Here is a 15,865-nt window from a genome sequence, read left to right on the forward strand (position 1 = left end):
GAACAAGCTCTACATCGATGGCGAGTGGGTCGGCGGCTCCGGCGGGGCCGAGGACCCGACCTTCGACCCGGCGACCGAGGACGTGATCACCACCGTGGCCCGGGCCGGGTCTGCGCGGCCTACACCCGCTTCTACGTCGACGCCCGGCGCGAGGACGAGTTCGTCTCCAAGCTCGCCGCCGGCGCCGAGTCCGTGCGGATCGGGCCGGGCATGGAGGAGGGCACGGTGCTGGGCCCGCTGGTGTCGGCCCGCCACCTCGCGCACGTCGAGAACCTGGTCGAGGTGGCCCCGCAAGGAGGACGCCGAGATCGTCACCGGCGGCATGCGGGCCCGCGACACCGGCTGGTTCTACGCGCCCACCGTGGTCACGGGCGTGACCGACGAGATGCGGATCGCCCGGGAGGAGGTGTTCGGACCGGTCATGTCGGTGCTGACCTACTCCGACGAGGACGAGCTGGCCTCGCTGGTCGCGCGCGCCAACGACACCGACTACGGGCTCGCCGCCGCGGTGTGGACCCAGGACCTGCGCACTGCCCACCGCCTGGCCGCCGGCATCCGGGCGGGCTCGGTGTTCGTCAACGGCCTGCCCGTGCCGGACCCGGCCGCCCCGTGGGGCGGGTTCAAGGCCTCCGGGCTGGGGCGCGAGATGAGCCACCACGCCATCGACGCCTACACCGAGGTCAAGAGCGTCTTCGTGAGCCTCGCCCGACCGGGTGCTCCTTCCCAGCCAGTAGATTCGTGTCATGTCGGCGGACGAAGGCGCCACCTCGACGAGCCAGAAGCCCCTGCTCGTGCTGGGCAAGATCACCGAGATCCTCGACGCGTTCTCGCTCGCCCGCCCGTCGCTCACGCTGTCGGAGATCCAGCAGGCCACCGGCATGCCGACCTCCACGGTGCAGCGGCTGGTGACCAACATGGTGGCGCAGGGGCTGCTCGACCGGACCGGTGACCAGATCCGCATCGGGGTTCGCATGGCGTACTGGGCTGCGCCGGCCGTCAAGGGCGTCGACGTGCTCACGATCGTGAGCCCGGTGCTGCGCGAGCTCCGCGACGCCACGGGGGAGACGGCCTGCTTCTTCCGAGAGGAGCAGGGCTTCCGCGTGTGCGTCGCGATGGCGGAGACGCGCCACGCCCTGCGTCGCGACATGTACGTGGGCAAGCTCCTCCCGCTGCACGCGGGCTCGGCCGGGCGCGTCCTGCTGGCCTGGGACGAGGAGCTCGCCGAGCGCATCCTCTCCCAGCCGCTGGAGTCGATCACGGACACGACCGTCACCGACCCGGAGCTGCTCCGGGAGCTGGTCGCGCAGACGCGCAAAGACGGCTACGCGATCACCACCGCCGAGCGCGAGGACGGCTCCTCGGGCCTGTCCGCCCCGGTCTTCGACGCGTCCACCGAGCTCGTCGGCGCGCTCGCGCTCAGCGGCCCGACCATCCGGATGCCGCGATCCCGCTGCGAGGAGTGGGTCGACCTGCTCGTCGGGGCCGCGGAGAAGCTCACGCGCACGCTGGGTGGTCGCCCCCCCGGCTAGTGCCCCGGACCGGGGCACTAGCGATCGTCCAGGGGAACGCCGTGGCCCGCGACCGTGCACCCTGCGCGGCCTTCGAGCGGTTCGGTTCCCCGAGCTCGGCGAGGAGGCCTTCCCCCAGCGCGACGAGCCCGGCCAAGCGGCCGGGCGTGAGCCAGTCAGGTCGGGTGCCGAACACGAGGTCCTCTGTGGCGGTGTTGCCGCTCGCGCCGGGGGCGAACGGGCAGCCACCCAGCCCGCCGAGGCTGCCGTCGACGACCTGCGCCCCCGCGTTCACGGCGGCGAGGCTGTTGGCCACGCCCTGACCCCAGGTGTCGTGACCGTGGAACACGATCCGCCGCGGCGGGGTCTCGCGCCGCACGCGTCCGACGAGGTGCGCCACCTCGGCAGGCGTCGCCTGGCCGAGCGTGTCGCAGACGACGACGTCCTCGGCACCGGCGGCCCGCGGGTCGTTCGCGATCGCGAGCACGCGCTCCGGCGCCACCGCCCCCTCGAACGGGCAGGTGAACGACGTCGCGATGCACAGCTGGATGCGCCCACCCGCGGCGCGGACCAGCTCGACTGCGGCAGGCATCGCCTCCAGGCTCGCCTCGGTGGAGCGGCCGATGTTGGCGCGGTTGTGCGCGTCGGAGGCGGAGAAGCAGTACTGCACGTTGACCGCGCCCGCCGCGATCGCCCGTTCCACGTGCCGCGGCGTGGCCACCCAGATCCAGCAGCGGGAGAGCTCCTCAGGGGTCAGGGCGGCGACGACGTCGAGCGTGCCGCTCATCGCGGGCACGAGGTCGGGCCGGGCCATCGAGCCGATCTCCAGGCTCGGCACGCCGAGGCGCAGCAGCTCGCGGGCGATCTCCACCTTCCGGGCGGTGGGCAGGACCTTGCCGGTGAGCTGCAGCCCGTCGCGGAGGGTCACGTCGCGCAGTTCCACCGCCGTCACGACCGCGCCCCGCTGACCACCATGATCTCCTCCTCGTCCATACCGAGCAGGCCCGAGAGGACCTCGGCGGTGTGCTCGCCGAGATCGGGGCCGAGGCTGCGCACCGGCAGCGAGACGTCGCCGATGACCGGGACGACCCCGGGGAAGCCGATCTCGCGCTGCTGCCCCTCCCCGGTGTCGACCGGCAAGTACTGGATCATGTTGCGCGCGCGGTACTGCTCGTCCTCGACGATGTCGGCGGCCGTGTAGACGGGGCCTGCTGGCACCCCGGCGGTGTCGAGCGCGGTGAGCACCGCAGGGCGGGGCAGGCGGGCCGTCCAGGAGCCGATCGCCTCGTCGAGCCGCTCGCGCTGGGTCCAGCGCCCGCTGTTGGAGGCGAGAGCGGGGTCCTCGCCGAGGTCGGGGCGGCCGATCACGGTCGTCAGGCGCCGGAAGATCCCGTCGCCGTTGCCGGCGATGATCACACTCGTTCCGTCTGCGCACGGGTAGGAGTTGGACGGGGCGATCCCCTCCATCCGGCCGCCGGTGCGGGTGCGGTGCACGCCGTAGGCGAGGTGGTCGGGCACGAGCGACTCCATCATGGAGAGCACGGCCTCGTTGAGCGCGACGTCGACGATCCGTTCCGCCAGCGGAGGCGTGCCGGTCCCCGCGCGGCGCCGGAACAGGCCCATCACGGCACCGAACGCGGCGTACAGGCCGGCGATCGAGTCGCCGATCGAGACGCCCACCCGCGACGGTGGACGGTCGGGTTCGCCGACGAGCTCGCGCATCCCGCCGACGGCCTCTGCGACCGCCGCGAACCCGGGCCGTTCCGCCAACGGACCGGTCTGCCCGAAGGCGGAGATCCGCACGATCACCAGGTCGTGGTTGACCGCGTTCAGCTCGTCGGGGCCGAGCCCCCATTTCTCGAGCGTGCCGGGACGGAAGTTCTCCAGCAGGACGTCGCACCGGCGTACGAGATCGAGCACGACGTCGCGCCCCTGCGGCGTGCGCAGGTCGAGCGTGACCGACTTCTTGCCCCGGTTGATCGTGCGGTAGAGCAGGGAGGTCGTCCCCTGGTACAGCCGCCAGTTGCGCAGCTCGTCCCCGGTGCCGGGGCGCTCGATCTTGATCACCTCGGCACCGAAGTCGGCGAGCAGTCTCCCCGCCGTCGGTGCGGCGATGTAGTTGCCGAGCTCGAGCACCCGCACGCCGCGCAGGGGCTGGATCGGGGCGTCGTCCATTGCGTCCTCTCTCGGGTTCCGGCCCTCTTGCTCTCCGTCGGGGTCACACGACCAGGCTCAGCGGCAGGACGAGCAGGATCGCCACGACCGAGGCGATCGAGACACCCACCGAGCAGGTCTTGAGCGTGCCGCGGGTCGTCTGGCCCATCAGCGACTGGAGCAGCCAGAACGTGTTGCTCGTGACGTGCACCGCGAACAGCGAGCCTGCGCCCGCGGCGAGCGCGATGAGCACCGGGTCGAGCCCGATGACGGGGGCGACCGGGGCGAGGATGCCGGCGGCCGTGATCGCCGAGATCGTCACCGAGCCGACGGCCACGTGGAGAACTGCGGCGATCACCCACACCATGAGCAGCGGTGCCGCGGTCTGCGCGGTGAAGTACTGGCCGAGGATGTCACCCAGCCCGGCCTCCTTGATCGTGGCGGCGAGCGAACCGCCGACCGCGGTGAGGATCAGGATCTGGCCGCTCTCGCGGAAGCCGGCCCCGATCGCCCGCTCGATCCGCTTGCGGCCCGCGGTGTACCGCCCGACGAGGCTGGTGCCGACCATGCCCAGGAGCAGCGCGATCACCGGCTCCGACAAGAAGTCGACCACGGGGTTCTGGAACGCGGCGATCTCGGTGATCGCGCCGACCCCGATGAGCAGGAGCGCACCGAGCAGCGGGGCGAAGAGCACGATCAGCCGCACGTGCCGGCGCTCCTCGACGGCAGGATCCGCGGCGACGTCGACGGCCACCGCGGCCGGGGCGCCGGCGTCGTCCGGTCGCTCCGCGGACGTCACCCCGGGGCGGGGCTGCGGGGCGGATTCCTCGCCGTCCTCGATCGCCGCCTGGTCGATGCGACCCTCGTCCTTCGCCGGATCCCACCACCCCTTCCGGAACAGGAACGACATGATCGCGACCGCGATGATCACGGTGGGCACCACGAGGATCAGGCCGAAGACCAGCATCTTGCCCAGCGGGACGCCGAGCAGGCCGGCCAGCGCCAGCGTGCCGACGCCGGGGACCATCAGCACGATCCCGCACTCCAGCCCGATCGCGAGCGCGGTCGCCATCCGGGCGAGACCCAGCTTGCCGATCCGCGGGGCGAGGTTGCGCGCGAGCGGCGCGGAGATCACGAGCAGCACGTCGAGGTAGATCGACTGGAGGGCCGTCGCGATCGTGACCGACAGGGCGTAGGGCATCCGCTTGGGGCCGAACACCCGCAGGAGCGTGGCGACGAGCCGTTCGATCGCGCCGATCTCCTGCAGGATCGCGCCCGTCAGGACGCCGAACGCGATCAACAGCCCGACCTCGGCCATGATCTCGCCGAATCCACCGGTGATCGCTTTCACGGTGCCCTCGACGCCCAGCCCGGTACTGAGCCCCAGGTAGGCCGAGCCCAGTACGAGCGCGACGACGGGGTTGAGCCTGAACCGGACGATCAGCAGGACCACCGCGAGCACGGCGACCCCGGTGTTGATCAAGACCACGGTGTCGGACAACGGCTTGTTCTCCTCTGTGTGCGCTCGGCGTTGAGCGGAGCGAGGTTTGACGTCGGACGGATGCCACCGCCCGGACCAGGTTGCTCACAATATGAGCACACATCCACGATGTGAGCAAGCTGGCGTGTCTGAGGCCGCGGCCCGTGCGCGCGCCGAGTTGATCGATTCCTCGACGACCCGCCCGGGGCCGTCGAGGAGCTCGTGCGGGAGGAACGTCGGCGCGGCCGGGCACGCGGCCGCCCCTGGGGCTGATCTGTCCGTTGATCGCCGAGGGCGGCGGGCTCGATCGCGCGGTCTCCTACGAGGTGCTGCGCACAAGCGCAGCGGGGCGTCCCGTACGTCGTGTACAAGGAGAGGGCGTTGCCGGACCCCGACGCCGCGGGCGTCGCCGTGCAGGCGTTCGGACGAAGGAGACGAGCCGATGACCGGCACGGAGACCGAGATCGAGGCGACGATCCGGGCGCTCGAGGACGCCCGCTACGACGCCGTCGTGCGCGGCGACGTCGAGGCGTTCGCCGGACTCTCCCACCCGGAGCTGACCTACACGCACTCCACCGGCAGCGTGGACACCCTCGACTCCTACCGGGAGAAGCTCGAGTCGGGCTACTACGACTACCACCGGATCGACCACCCGATCGACCGGATCGTCGTCGAGGGCGACACGGCGCTGGTGATCGGCGAGATGCACGCGGACATCACCGCGGGCGGCACCCGCAAGACGCTCGCCAACCGCGCGCTGGCCGTGTGGGTCCGTGCGGACGGGACGTGGCGGTTGCTGGCCTACCAGCCGACCCCGTTGCCGAAGGGCGCCGAGGCGCGCTGAGCCGTGGATCTAGAGCGAGGCGTAGAGCGCGGCCTCGAAGTCCCCGTACAGCTTCCAGGCCTCCTCGGTGATGAACGGCAGTGAGTTGGTGTAGATCGATGCGCACACTCCGGTCGTGCGGTCGACGAAGAAGTGCGTGTTGAGCAACCCCGCCCACGCTCCCGTGAACGCCCTGCGGCGTCCGGGGACGTCCTGGGTGTTCAGCAGCAGGCCGTAGCCCCACTTCCAGCCCGGCCCCACGCGCAGCGAGTTCGAGGTCGGCGGGTCGGCCGTCAGGATCTCGGCGGGGAAGTCGAAATCATCGATCTGGTTGGAGAAGGCCGCGTCGACGGTGTCCTGCGCGAGGATGCGCTCGCCGTCGAGCTCGCCGCCGCGGAGCAGGGCCCGCTCGAACCGGATGTAGTCCCTCGGGGTCGAGTAGAGCCCGTGGCCGCCCGCCCACCAGTCGGGGTTCTGGTTGAGGATCTCGCCGGCCGACGTCCACGCCCCGTCCGCGCCCCTGAGGTGCACGGTCACGCAGTTCTCCCGGCGGGCCTCGTCGAGGCGGAACATCGTGTCGCCCATGTCGAGCGGCCCGGTGATCCCATCCTTGATCACGACGTCGAGGGTCTGCCCCGCGACGGCCTCGACGACCTTGCCCAGCCAGTCGGTGTTGATCCCGTACTCGAAGCGCGCACCCGGGTCGGCGACCATCGGCACCTTGAACGCCTCGGCCGATCCCGGGACCACGTTCGGCAGCCCGGTGACCTTCTCGTACTTGGCGATGTCCGCGTTCCAGAACCAGTAGCCCAGGCCCGTCGTGTGGGTGATCAGCTGCCTCACCGTGGCCCGGCCGCCCGCGGGGCGCAGCTTGGGCGTGTCGCCGTCGAAGCCCTCCAGGACCTGCACGTCGGCGAACTCGGGGCAGTAGGCGTCGACCGGCGCCTGCAGCTCCAGCTCGCCCCGCTCGACCTGCTGGAGTGCGGCGGCGGTGCACACCATCTTGGTCATCGACATGATCCGGAACTGGGTCGACGTCGAGACCCGGTCGTCGCTCTCGCCGACGGCCCGCACCCCCGCACCGCCTTCGTAGACGATCCCGTCGCGATCCGCGGCGATCGCGGCCACGTGCGGAACGGCGCCCGCGCGGACGGCGCCCTGCAGGACCTCGTCGATGGCGCTCCCGTCGATGGACTTGCCCATCTCGACCTCCCTCGGCCGGCGATCGACCGCACGCCCCGGGACGGCTGCACGGCCCCGATGACGTGCACCTCACCGCGACGATCCCGCACCGGAGCCGGGTGTTGGGCCGGATCCCCCGCATGCACCCCCTCTTCAGGCCAGGATCCGGTGCTCGTCGAGGAAGCCGGTGACGATCCGCACCAGGTCGTCGGGTCGCTCGATGTGCAGGCCGTGGCTCGACCCCGGCCCGGTCACCAGCTCGTACCGGGCCTTGGGGATGGCGTCGGCGACCGCCTTCGACTGCCGCCGCGGGGTCAGCAGGTCCTGCTCGCCGACGACGACCAGGGTCGGCGCCTCGATGTCCGCGAGGCGGTCGAGCGTGTCGTGCGCGAGGTCGGCGTCCCACTGTTCCACGGTGACCGCCATCTGGGCCTCGGTCTGGGGGAAGGCCGGCAACATCGGCTCGAACAGCTGCTGGACGTCCGGGCGATCCATCAGCTCGGGGGAGAACGCCAGCCCTGCGACGGTCAGCGCGGCCTCCATGTCCCGCACGGCGTAGGGAAGCCGGAGCGCGGAGAGCATCGCGCGCTGGTAGCCGTCGCACCGGCCCCAGGTGGCGTAGAGGACGGCCGACGCGACCTGCAGCGGGTGCGCCAGGGCGAGCTCCTGCACGATGGCCGACCCGAGCGACCAGCCCATGGCGTGCGCCCTCGGCACCTCGAGCGCCTCGAGCAGCGCGGAGGCGTCCTCCGCGAGGGACGCGACGGTGATCGGGCCCTCGCCGCGCTCGCTGCCCCCGAGTCCTCGGTTGTCGAAGGCGATGACCTGGTAGCGCTCGGCGAGGCGGGGCACCAGCTCGCCCCACAGCGGGATGGAGCCGGAGGTGCCCATCACGAGCAGGAGGGGATCTCCCTCGCCGCTCACCTCGTAGTTCAGCGAGACTCCGGTGCGAACGGCCTGCACGGGCATGGGGACCTCCAGGTCAGCGGTAGGCGAGTGATCCGTCGTCGAGGTCGGCCTTCGGCAGGATCTCCATCTCCTGCTCGTGCTCGATCATGTGGGTCCACGGTTCGCGGTCGCCCTGCTTGAACAGCACGTGCTGGGAGCGCATGACGTAGCCGGCGTTGAAGTTCTCCGGATCCGACCACGGCCGGATCTCCATGTCGGCGTCCTCCGGCCGCAGCGTCGGGACCACCACCGTGGCGCCCTTGTCCTGCATGTGCCGGAACAGGCGGTCCACCAGGTCGGTGACCAGGTCCACCCGCAGCGTCCAGCTGTGCCGGAAGTAGCCGAACACGTACGCCATGTTCGGCACGCCGCTGATCATGATGCCGCGCCAGGTGACTCGCTGCGTGAAGTCGACCGGCTCGTCGTCGACGGTGAACGCCACGTCGCCGAAGGCGGACAGGTTGAAGCCGGTGGCCGTGACGACGATGTCGGCCTCGATCTCCTCCCCGGAGCCGACCCGGATGCCCTTCTCGGTGAACTCCTCGATGGTGTCGGTGACGATCGAGGCCTTCCCCTCGCGCAGGGCCGCGAACAGGTCGCCGTCCGGGACGACGGCGATGCGCTGCTGCCACGGCCGGTACTGCGGGGTGAAGTGCTTCTCGATGTCGAAACCTTCGGGCAGCAGCGGGCGCATCGACTCCACGAGGAACGCGTGCGCCTCGTCGGGCGCTTCGAGCGACGTCCGGGTCAGCCACTGCTGCTGCGAGATGTACTGGCGGCGCAGGATCTCGTGCGTCCACTCCTCCGGGATGTCCAGCTGGCGCAGGGTCACGGCGAGCTCGTGGGTGACCGGCGGCGCGAAGTAGTAGGAGGGGGAGCGCTGCAGCATCGTCACGTGCTCGGCCTTGTCGGCCATCGCGGGGATCAGCGTGGCCGCCGTGGCACCGGAGCCGATGACGACGACGCACTTGCCGGTGTGGTCGAGGTCCTCGGGCCAGCTCTGGGGGTGCACGATCACGCCCTGGAACCTGTCCATGCCCTTCCACCGGGGCTGATAGGGCTTGGCGTGGTTGTAGTAGCCCTGGCACATCCACAGGAAGCCGGTGGTGAAGCGCAGCCTCTGCCCGCTGTCCTCCCGGGTGACCTCCACGGTCCAGCGCCGATCCTCCGACGACCAGCTCGCCGCGGTGACCCGGTGCCGGTAGCGGATGTGGCGGTGCAGGTCGTCCTCGTCGATGACCTCGTCGAGGTAGGCGAGGATCTCCTTGCCCTCCGCGATCGACGGGCCGCGCCACGGTTTGAACCGGTAGCCGTAGGTGAACAGATCGCTGTCCGAGCGCACCCCCGGATACCGGTGGGTCCACCACGTTCCGCCCCGGTTGTCCTGCGCGTCCAGGATGACGAACGTGCGGTCGGGGAACCGGTCCCGCAGGTGGTGCGCTGCCCCGATCCCGGAGACCCCGGCCCCGACGATCAGGACGTCGACGTGGCCGCCGTCCTGGATCCCGGCGATGTCCTGCTGCGGCGCTGTCCCTGGTGCAGTCGTCATGGTTCGCCCTTCGGCGCGTGGACGTCGTGACGTGGATCACCGTACGCGGCACTCTCGGAACGTGTCCTGTCCCAAAATCGGACAGCCGCGGTCCTTGACCGCGGGCGCACCATGTGATGAAGGCACGAGGAGGTGCGGACGGGTGGGAGACCTCGCGGCTCGCCGGCACCTGCTCGTCTCCGCCCGCGCCGAGTTCCTCGAGCGCGCGGACGCGGATCTGCGCGGGGTGCCCGACCACGTGGCGGCGTCCTGGCGGCGCAGCGTCGCCAGCGGGGTCCAGCCGGGCGTCGTGACCACCGAGTACCACGCCGACCTCGACGTCGGCTCGCGCCTCGTCCGTTGCGCGCGGCCGGTGATCGAGCAGCTCGCCGAGCAGATCGCGGACATCCCCACGTGCGTGGCGCTGACCGACGACCGGGCCCGGCTGCTCGTCCGGAGGGACAGCAGCCCGTTGTTCGGCCGCGTCGCGGACCGCCAGTACTTCGCGCAGGGCTTCGGCTACGCCGAGGGATCGGTCGGCACCAACGGCGTCGGGACGGTCCTGGAGTTCGGCGAGTCGGTGCACATCGTCGGCGCCGAGCACTTCGTCGAGAGCCTGCAGCCCTACGCCTGTGCCGGTGCCCCGATCCGCGACCCGTTCACCGGCCGGATCGAGGGCGTGCTGGACATCAGCTGCCTGAGCGAGAACTCCTCGCCGATCCTGCACTCGCTCGTCCGGTCGGCGGCGGCCCGCATCCAGCAGAACCTGCTGGCGGACCGCAACCAGCAGCAGCAGGCGCTGTTCGACGCCTACGCCCGCGTGGACGGGCGCAGCCGGCAGGCCGTGCTGGCCGTCGGGCCGCGGACGGTGATGGCGAACTCGCCGATGCAGACCCTGCTCGACGCGGGCGACATGGTGGCCCTGCAGGACCACGTGCGGTTCGTCATGCTCCGCCACCCCGGGGTCGACGACCGGGTCGACCTGCCGTCCGGGGCGAGGGTGCGGCTGCGTGGCTCGACCGTGACCGCCGGTGGCGGTGTCGCCGGGATGGTCGCGGTGGTGTCGGTGCTGAACGAGGTCGACGGCAGCGCGGGGCCGCTCGCGCGGGCCGTTCGAGCGGCGGACAGCGGGTCCGGCGCCTGGCGTGCCGCATCGGCGACGGTTGCGCGGGCGCTGCGTGCCGGCTCGGCGGTCCTCGTCATCGGCGAGCCCGGCAGCGGGCGGTTCACGCTCCTGTCCGAGCTCTACCGGCGCACCCACGAGACGGGGCGCGTCGTCGGGATCGAGGCCGAGCACGTCGAGGCCGCCCCGGCTGACGTGGCCGCGACGATCCTGCGGCCGGAGTCACCGTCCGTCCTGCCCGTGCTGCGCGACGTCGACCGCCTGTCGGGCGCCGCGGTGGACGCGCTCCTCGGGGCGTTCGGTGGCGGCATTGCGCCGTCCGTCGCCGCCACCACCGCGGAGACCCCGCACGACGCGCTGCTGGCGCTGTTCCGGACGTCCGCGACGGTGCCACCGCTGCGCAACCGCACCGGAGACCTGCCCGTGCTGGTCGATGCCCTGCTGGCCGAGCTGGCCCCGGGACGTGACGTGCGGCTGTCCCGCGACGCGCTGCGGCTGCTGGGCCGCTACGACTGGCCCGGCAACGTGGGCCAGCTCAGGGACGCGCTCGCGTCCGCGCTGCGCCGCCGTCCGGTGGGGCGCATCGAGGCGGCCGACCTGCCCGAGTTCTGCCACAGCGCCCCGCGCAGCACGCTGCGGCCCGTCGACCAGCTCGAACGCGACGCGATCGTGACCGCGCTGCGCGACGCCGGGGGCAACCGGGTGGCCGCGGCCGCCGCGCTCGGCCTGGCCCGCTCGACGCTCTACCGCAAGATCCGCCAGTACGGGATCACCGTCTGAGCCACCGGCGGGCCGGCGGGCGGCCACGCGGAGCACGATCCGCCGGACGAGCGCCCCGCCTCATCCCGAAACGGGGAATGAATGATCGGAGGGAATTCGAGCGCGTTGCCCGGGGAATTGCGCAGTTGTAGCGTGTTCGTGCGTTCTGCGGAACTGCTCAGGAGGGGGTCAGGGGACATGATGCGAGCGGCCGGTCTTGCGGCAGGCTCTGCGATGGCAGCGGCGATGCTGCTCCTCGCACCCGGCACCGCGATCGCGGCTCCCGGCACCGGCGCTCCTGCGGCGTCGACGGGGTCCTCGGACGGCGGCACGGGCGGCGAGGCGTGTGCCCACCTCCCGGTCGGCCTGCAGGAGCTGCTCTGCCCGAGCACTGACGGCGGGGACCGGTCGGCGGCCTCCGGCAGCGCCGCCGGTGCCGCGGGCGGCGGCACGGGTGGCGGCACAGCGGCGACCGGCGCGACCCCGCCACCCTCCGGGGGCTCGGGCACCCCGACCCCGCCCGGCGTGGTCAGCAACTTCCTGATCTGGCTCGCAGGCCTGTTCCGGTCCGTCGGTTTGTGAGCGGCCGCACGGCATCTCAGTCGAGGCAGAACTCGTTGCCCTCCGGGTCGGCCATGACGATGTGACCACCGGCGAGCGGGGGAGCGGGCTCGTGGCGCTCGAGCCGGGTGGCGCCGTGGGAGACGAGCCGCTCGGCCTCCGCCTCCAGGGCCGCCATCCGTGCGTCGCCTGCGAGCCCGGGCGCGGCCCGAACATCGAGGTGCACGCGGTTCTTGGCCTGCTTGCCCTCCGGCACCCGCTGGAAGAACAGCCGTGGTCGCGAGCCCTCGGGGTCGACCACCGCCGAGGCGTCGTTGCGCCGCTCCGGTGGTACGCCCAGCGCATCCAGGGCCTGCTCCCACGACTCGAAGCCCTCGGGAGGGTCCTGCAGCCGGTATCCGAGCACCTCGGCCCAGAACGCCGCCAGCTTTGCCGGGTCGGCGCAGTCGAAGGTGATCTGTACGTCGCGCGTCATGTCAGCCGGCCTTTCGGTTGGTGTGCAGGTAGAGGTCGCGGAGCAGGCACACCTCGGAGAGATGGTGGATCAGCTCGCGGTTGATGTGCAGCACGAGCGCGGCGAGGGGGAGCTCGGCGTAGGGGCCCTCGGCCTTACCCGACGGACGGGAGAGCCCGGCCTCGCCGAGGGACTCGACCCCGGCGAGCCACGTGGCGTACTCCTCGTCGAGCTGGGCCAGCGCCGCGGCCGCGGTCGGCGCGTACTCGAACGACTGGTAGTCGGTGGGGGCGCGACCGAAGTGCGCGGCGTTGCGCATCGCCAGCACGCCGACGATCACGTGCCCGAGCCGCCATGCGATCGTCGTCAGCGGTGCCGGGTCGGGCGGTGGGAACGCGAAGTCGATGGTCATCGCCCCGGACCCGGCCTGCACCGGCGCGGTGCCGGTGCCGCGCGGGCGCACGTTCCAGCTGTCGGGCGCCGGTTCCCAGAAGTACTCGTCGTCGCCGAGCCCGTCGAGGCGATCGCGCAGCTGGTGGGTCCAGTGCCAGTCGATCTGGTCGCGGAGCAGGGAGTTCCAGGTCTGGTCGGTCACGGCAGCAGCCTCTCGCGAATAGCGGACAGGTGCCTTCCGTGATTCGTGGAACGATGAGGGCGTGTCCGTCGAGGCGACCACGGAGCGGGTGCTGCGGGTGTTGGCGCTGCTGCAGCGCCGGCCGTCGTGGACGGCTGCCGAGCTCGCCGCCGAGCTGGGTGTCACCGACCGCTCGGTGCGCCGGGACGTGGAGCGGCTGCGCGCGCTCGGCTACCCCGTGCACGCGACCGCGGGCGTCGGCGGGGGCTACCAGCTCGGCGCGGGCACGCGACTGCCGCCACTGCTCCTCGACGACGAGGAGGCGATCGCCACGGCGGTCTCCCTGCGGATGGCGTCCGGTGGCACGGTCGCGGGGGCAGGGGAGGCGGCGCTGCGGGCGCTCGCGAAGCTGGACCAGGTGATGCCGCCCCGGCTGCGCGCCGAGGTGCGGGCGGTCCACGGCGCCACCGAGACCCTCGTCGGCCCGGGCGTCGAGATCGACGCGGAGCTGCTGGTGACGCTCGCGCGGGCTTGCCGCGACGCCGTGCGGGTGCGGTTCCGGTACGCGAGCCGCAGGGGGGATGACGCCGGCGAGGAGCGCGAGCGCACGGTCGAGCCCGTGCGGATGGTCGCCACCGGCCGCCGCTGGTACCTGATGGCCTGGGACGTCGACCGCGGCGACTGGCGCACGTTCCGGCTGGACCGGATGCGCGACGTGACGGCGACGACGTGGCGTTTCCGGCCCAGGGAGCACCCGGACCCGGTCTCCTACGTGCAGCGGTCGGTGACCGCGGCGCCGTACCGCTACCTCGCCCGGGTGCGACTGCACGCGCGGCCCGACGAGGTGCGCGACCTGGTGCCGCCGCAGGTGGGGCGCGTCGAGGACGATCGCGACGGGTGGTGCGTGCTCGTCGTCGGCGGGGTGGACCTGGACTGGCTGGCCGTGCACATCGCCCGGCTGGGCTTCGAGGCCGAGGTGCTGGAGCCTCCCGAGCTGCGCGAGGCCGCCGCCCGGCTCGCCCGCCGGGTCGCCGCGATGGCGGGGACGGTGCGTTAGCTCCGGCCGCCGTACCTCCCGGAGCGCAGGACGGCACCTGCGGATACCGCGGGCGCGGTACCCGGGATCGCCTCCCGGGCGGGACGCGCAGGCGTGCCCGATTCCGGATCGTGAGCACTCCGATCCCATCGAAGGAGATGCACCATGGCCGTCCCCGCCTCGTCCCGGAACCGCTCCGCTTCGGACCTCGCCGCAGGCGTTCTCGCCCCCGTCGGGTTCCTCGGGGCGTACCTCGCGGTGAGCCCGGTGTCCGGCGCTGTCGCCGATCGCCCGCTGCCGCTGCCGGGCTCACCCGCCTCGGAGGTGGCCGCGTTCTACGCGGCGAACCCCCTCGCCGTCGGGCTCACCGCCGGTCTGCAGGTCCTGTCCGTGGTCTGCCTCGCGGTGTTCGTCGGTTTCCTCGCGCCTGCCCTGCGCGCGGTCGGCACCGCGTGGCTCCCGCGTGTCGGCTACCTGTCGGTCGCCGCGATGGTGCTCTCGTCCGTGCTGTCGGTGACGCTCGCGATGATCGTGACGTCGGCGAGCGACGCCGCGGTCCTGGCCCTGCGCCAGGCGAGCTTCTACGCGGGCGGCGTGCTCAGCGTCGTCACGCTCGGGGTGTTCGTCCTCGGCTCGGCGCTGGTGCTCGGCCGCGAACGGCTCTTCGGCGCACCCACCCGCTGGTTCGGTCTGGTCGCGGGCGGGATCGCCGTGCTGTCCGTGCTGTCGCTGGTGATCTACTACGCGAGCATCGCCCTTCCGGTCGGGCGGTTGCTGTCGATGGTGTGGACGGTCGTCGCGGGCGTCGTCGCCTACCGGCGCGCGCACTGACCTAGCCAGTAGGTCACCTGTACTCTTCGGGGTGATGACAGCCGGAGAGGAACGTCGACCGTGACCGCAGCTCCCGGGCGCCGGAGGGACGCACTGCGCCCCTTCGCCCGCACCCGGCTGTACGAGCAGCTCGTCGAGCGGCTGCTGGACCACATCCACACCGAGGGTCTGAAGGTCGGCGACCGGCTGCCGCCCGAACGCGAGCTCGCCGCCCAGCTCGCCGTCAGCCGGGCGACGGTGAGCCAGGCCCTCGTCGCGCTCGAGGTCCAGGGTGTGATCGACGTCCGGCACGGCGACGGCGCGGTGATCCGCGACATCCCCGCCGAGCGGCAGGTGCTCGCCGCGCTGCACGCCCGGCGCCACCGGCTCCGCGAGGTGATCGAGGCCCGCGAGGCCCTCGAGGTCAAGCTCGCGGGGCTCGCCGCCAAGCGGCGCACCGACCACGACCTCGCCGCCATCGACGCCGCGCTCGACGGGATGAGCCGCGACATCGAGGGCGGCGGCCGCGGGGTGGCCGGCGACGAGCAGTTCCACGCCGCCGTGACGGCCGCGGCGCACTCCGGCCTGCTCGCCCGGCTCATGGCCGAGATCTCCGAGCTGATCCGGGAGAGCCGCGTGGAGTCGCTCTCCCAACCGGGCCGCCCCCGCGAGTCACTGGACGCGCACCGCAAGGTCGCCGACGCCATCCGCGACGGCGACTCGGCGGGCGCGGGCGCGGCGATGGCCGCGCACATCGAAGCGGTTTCCGACGTCGCGTTGCTGCGCGACGAGTGATCTGACGTTCTCTCCGGTCTCTTCCCTGGCTGACGCCTGCCCTTGACAAGTGACCCAGAGACCTATTGGCTAGGCCACTCAGCCACGCGTGATCTCAGTCAACGATGACGCGCCTCGTGTGGGCCGCCCG

General features: G+C 72.2%; 15 protein-coding genes and 2 pseudogenes. 9 read left to right on the forward strand and 8 right to left on the reverse strand.

All coding sequences use genetic code 11. The features are described 5' to 3' along the window. Window positions 1-24 precede the first annotated feature (24 nt). The 3 genes and pseudogenes from FHX44_RS44065 to FHX44_RS32180 all read left to right on the forward strand — a co-directional run. A pseudogene (locus FHX44_RS44065) lies at window positions 25-228 on the forward strand (aldehyde dehydrogenase family protein); the annotation flags it as partial. 94 nt (window positions 229-322) lie between these two features. Beyond that, window positions 323-631: pseudogene (locus FHX44_RS44070) on the forward strand (aldehyde dehydrogenase family protein); the annotation flags it as partial. A 112-nt stretch (window positions 632-743) separates the two neighbouring features. Next, window positions 744-1,529 carry an IclR family transcriptional regulator gene (locus FHX44_RS32180; RefSeq protein ID WP_147259215.1) on the forward strand — a complete coding sequence of 262 codons (786 nt, stop codon included), beginning with the start codon at window positions 744-746 and terminating at the stop codon, window positions 1,527-1,529. Here FHX44_RS32180 and FHX44_RS32185 read toward each other — a convergent pair. From FHX44_RS32185 to FHX44_RS32195, 3 genes are read right to left on the reverse strand one after another with little or no spacing between them, the layout of a single operon-like run. Next, window positions 1,495-2,460 (reverse strand): hydroxymethylglutaryl-CoA lyase, encoded by a 966-nt coding sequence (locus tag FHX44_RS32185; protein WP_147259216.1) that lies wholly within the window; start codon window positions 2,458-2,460, stop codon window positions 1,495-1,497. The genes FHX44_RS32180 and FHX44_RS32185 overlap by 35 nt on opposite strands. Continuing rightward, window positions 2,457-3,683 (reverse strand): CaiB/BaiF CoA transferase family protein, encoded by a 1,227-nt coding sequence (locus FHX44_RS32190; RefSeq protein ID WP_147259217.1) that lies wholly within the window; start codon window positions 3,681-3,683, stop codon window positions 2,457-2,459. Before FHX44_RS32190 ends, FHX44_RS32185 begins: the two co-directional genes overlap by 4 nt. Window positions 3,684-3,726: 43 nt before the next feature. Beyond that, a complete protein-coding gene (locus FHX44_RS32195; RefSeq protein WP_147259218.1) occupies window positions 3,727-5,163 on the reverse strand; it encodes a GntP family permease in 1,437 nt (478 codons plus the stop codon). Window positions 5,164-5,584: 421 nt separating this feature from the next. Between FHX44_RS32195 and FHX44_RS32200 the strand changes: the two genes are divergently transcribed. After that, window positions 5,585-5,986, forward strand: a complete 402-nt coding sequence (locus FHX44_RS32200) for a nuclear transport factor 2 family protein (protein ID WP_147259219.1) — start codon at window positions 5,585-5,587, stop codon at window positions 5,984-5,986. A 9-nt stretch (window positions 5,987-5,995) separates the two neighbouring features. Here FHX44_RS32200 and FHX44_RS32205 read toward each other — a convergent pair whose 3' ends face one another. The 3 genes from FHX44_RS32205 to FHX44_RS32215 all read right to left on the reverse strand — a co-directional run bounded on the left by FHX44_RS32205 (window position 5,996) and on the right by FHX44_RS32215 (window position 9,644). After that, window positions 5,996-7,168 (reverse strand): serine hydrolase domain-containing protein, encoded by a 1,173-nt coding sequence (locus FHX44_RS32205; protein WP_147259220.1) that lies wholly within the window; start codon window positions 7,166-7,168, stop codon window positions 5,996-5,998. Window positions 7,169-7,300: 132 nt separating this feature from the next. Then, on the reverse strand, window positions 7,301-8,116 hold the full coding sequence (locus tag FHX44_RS32210; RefSeq protein WP_147259221.1) for an alpha/beta fold hydrolase: 816 nt from the start codon (window positions 8,114-8,116) through the stop codon (window positions 7,301-7,303). A 13-nt stretch (window positions 8,117-8,129) separates the two neighbouring features. Further along, the gene (locus FHX44_RS32215) at window positions 8,130-9,644 is read right to left on the reverse strand and encodes a flavin-containing monooxygenase (protein WP_147259222.1); all 1,515 of its coding nucleotides are present in this window, start codon (window positions 9,642-9,644) and stop codon (window positions 8,130-8,132) included. A gap of 142 nt (window positions 9,645-9,786) precedes the next feature. Here FHX44_RS32215 and FHX44_RS32220 point away from each other — a divergent pair, with 142 nt between their 5' ends. Beyond that, window positions 9,787-11,526, forward strand: a complete 1,740-nt coding sequence (locus tag FHX44_RS32220) for a sigma-54-dependent Fis family transcriptional regulator (RefSeq protein ID WP_147259223.1) — start codon at window positions 9,787-9,789, stop codon at window positions 11,524-11,526. Window positions 11,527-11,739: 213 nt separating this feature from the next. After that, window positions 11,740-12,087: a hypothetical protein gene (locus FHX44_RS32225; RefSeq protein ID WP_147259224.1), complete on the forward strand. Its 348-nt coding sequence runs from the start codon at window positions 11,740-11,742 to the stop codon at window positions 12,085-12,087. 16 nt (window positions 12,088-12,103) lie between these two features. Here FHX44_RS32225 and FHX44_RS32230 read toward each other — a convergent pair whose 3' ends face one another. Further along, window positions 12,104-12,541, reverse strand: coding sequence for a VOC family protein (locus tag FHX44_RS32230; RefSeq protein ID WP_147259225.1), 438 nt, complete (start codon window positions 12,539-12,541; stop codon window positions 12,104-12,106). A gap of 1 nt (window position 12,542) precedes the next feature. Continuing rightward, a complete protein-coding gene (locus tag FHX44_RS32235; RefSeq protein ID WP_147259226.1) occupies window positions 12,543-13,115 on the reverse strand; it encodes a DinB family protein in 573 nt (190 codons plus the stop codon). 61 nt (window positions 13,116-13,176) lie between these two features. On the opposite strand from FHX44_RS32235, the gene FHX44_RS32240 reads away from it, so the two are divergent. From FHX44_RS32240 to FHX44_RS32250, 3 genes are all read left to right on the forward strand, one after another. Next, a complete protein-coding gene (locus FHX44_RS32240) occupies window positions 13,177-14,151 on the forward strand; it encodes a helix-turn-helix transcriptional regulator (RefSeq protein ID WP_147259227.1) in 975 nt (324 codons plus the stop codon). A gap of 144 nt (window positions 14,152-14,295) precedes the next feature. Continuing rightward, window positions 14,296-14,961 (forward strand): hypothetical protein, encoded by a 666-nt coding sequence (locus FHX44_RS32245; protein ID WP_147259228.1) that lies wholly within the window; start codon window positions 14,296-14,298, stop codon window positions 14,959-14,961. 60 nt (window positions 14,962-15,021) lie between these two features. Further along, window positions 15,022-15,735 carry a FadR/GntR family transcriptional regulator gene (locus tag FHX44_RS32250; protein WP_147259229.1) on the forward strand — a complete coding sequence of 238 codons (714 nt, stop codon included), beginning with the start codon at window positions 15,022-15,024 and terminating at the stop codon, window positions 15,733-15,735. Window positions 15,736-15,865 lie beyond the last annotated feature (130 nt).

This window comes from Pseudonocardia hierapolitana, assembly GCF_007994075.1.
In the GTDB taxonomy this organism is placed as follows: Bacteria; Actinomycetota; Actinomycetes; order Mycobacteriales; family Pseudonocardiaceae; genus Pseudonocardia; species Pseudonocardia hierapolitana.

Coding starts and splice junctions, on each gene's coding strand:
- FHX44_RS32190 (WP_147259217.1), bottom strand. CDS start 3,683: ATGGACGACGCCCCGATCCAGCCCCTGCGCGGCGTGCGGGTGCTCGAG.
- FHX44_RS32230 (WP_147259225.1), bottom strand. CDS start 12,541: ATGACGCGCGACGTACAGATCACCTTCGACTGCGCCGACCCGGCAAAG.
- FHX44_RS32215 (WP_147259222.1), bottom strand. CDS start 9,644: ATGACGACTGCACCAGGGACAGCGCCGCAGCAGGACATCGCCGGGATC.
- FHX44_RS32245 (WP_147259228.1), top strand. CDS start 14,296: ATGGCCGTCCCCGCCTCGTCCCGGAACCGCTCCGCTTCGGACCTCGCC.
- FHX44_RS32225 (WP_147259224.1), top strand. CDS start 11,740: ATGGCAGCGGCGATGCTGCTCCTCGCACCCGGCACCGCGATCGCGGCT.
- FHX44_RS32205 (WP_147259220.1), bottom strand. CDS start 7,168: ATGGGCAAGTCCATCGACGGGAGCGCCATCGACGAGGTCCTGCAGGGC.
- FHX44_RS32200 (WP_147259219.1), top strand. CDS start 5,585: ATGACCGGCACGGAGACCGAGATCGAGGCGACGATCCGGGCGCTCGAG.
- FHX44_RS32210 (WP_147259221.1), bottom strand. CDS start 8,116: ATGCCCGTGCAGGCCGTTCGCACCGGAGTCTCGCTGAACTACGAGGTG.
- FHX44_RS32180 (WP_147259215.1), top strand. CDS start 744: ATGTCGGCGGACGAAGGCGCCACCTCGACGAGCCAGAAGCCCCTGCTC.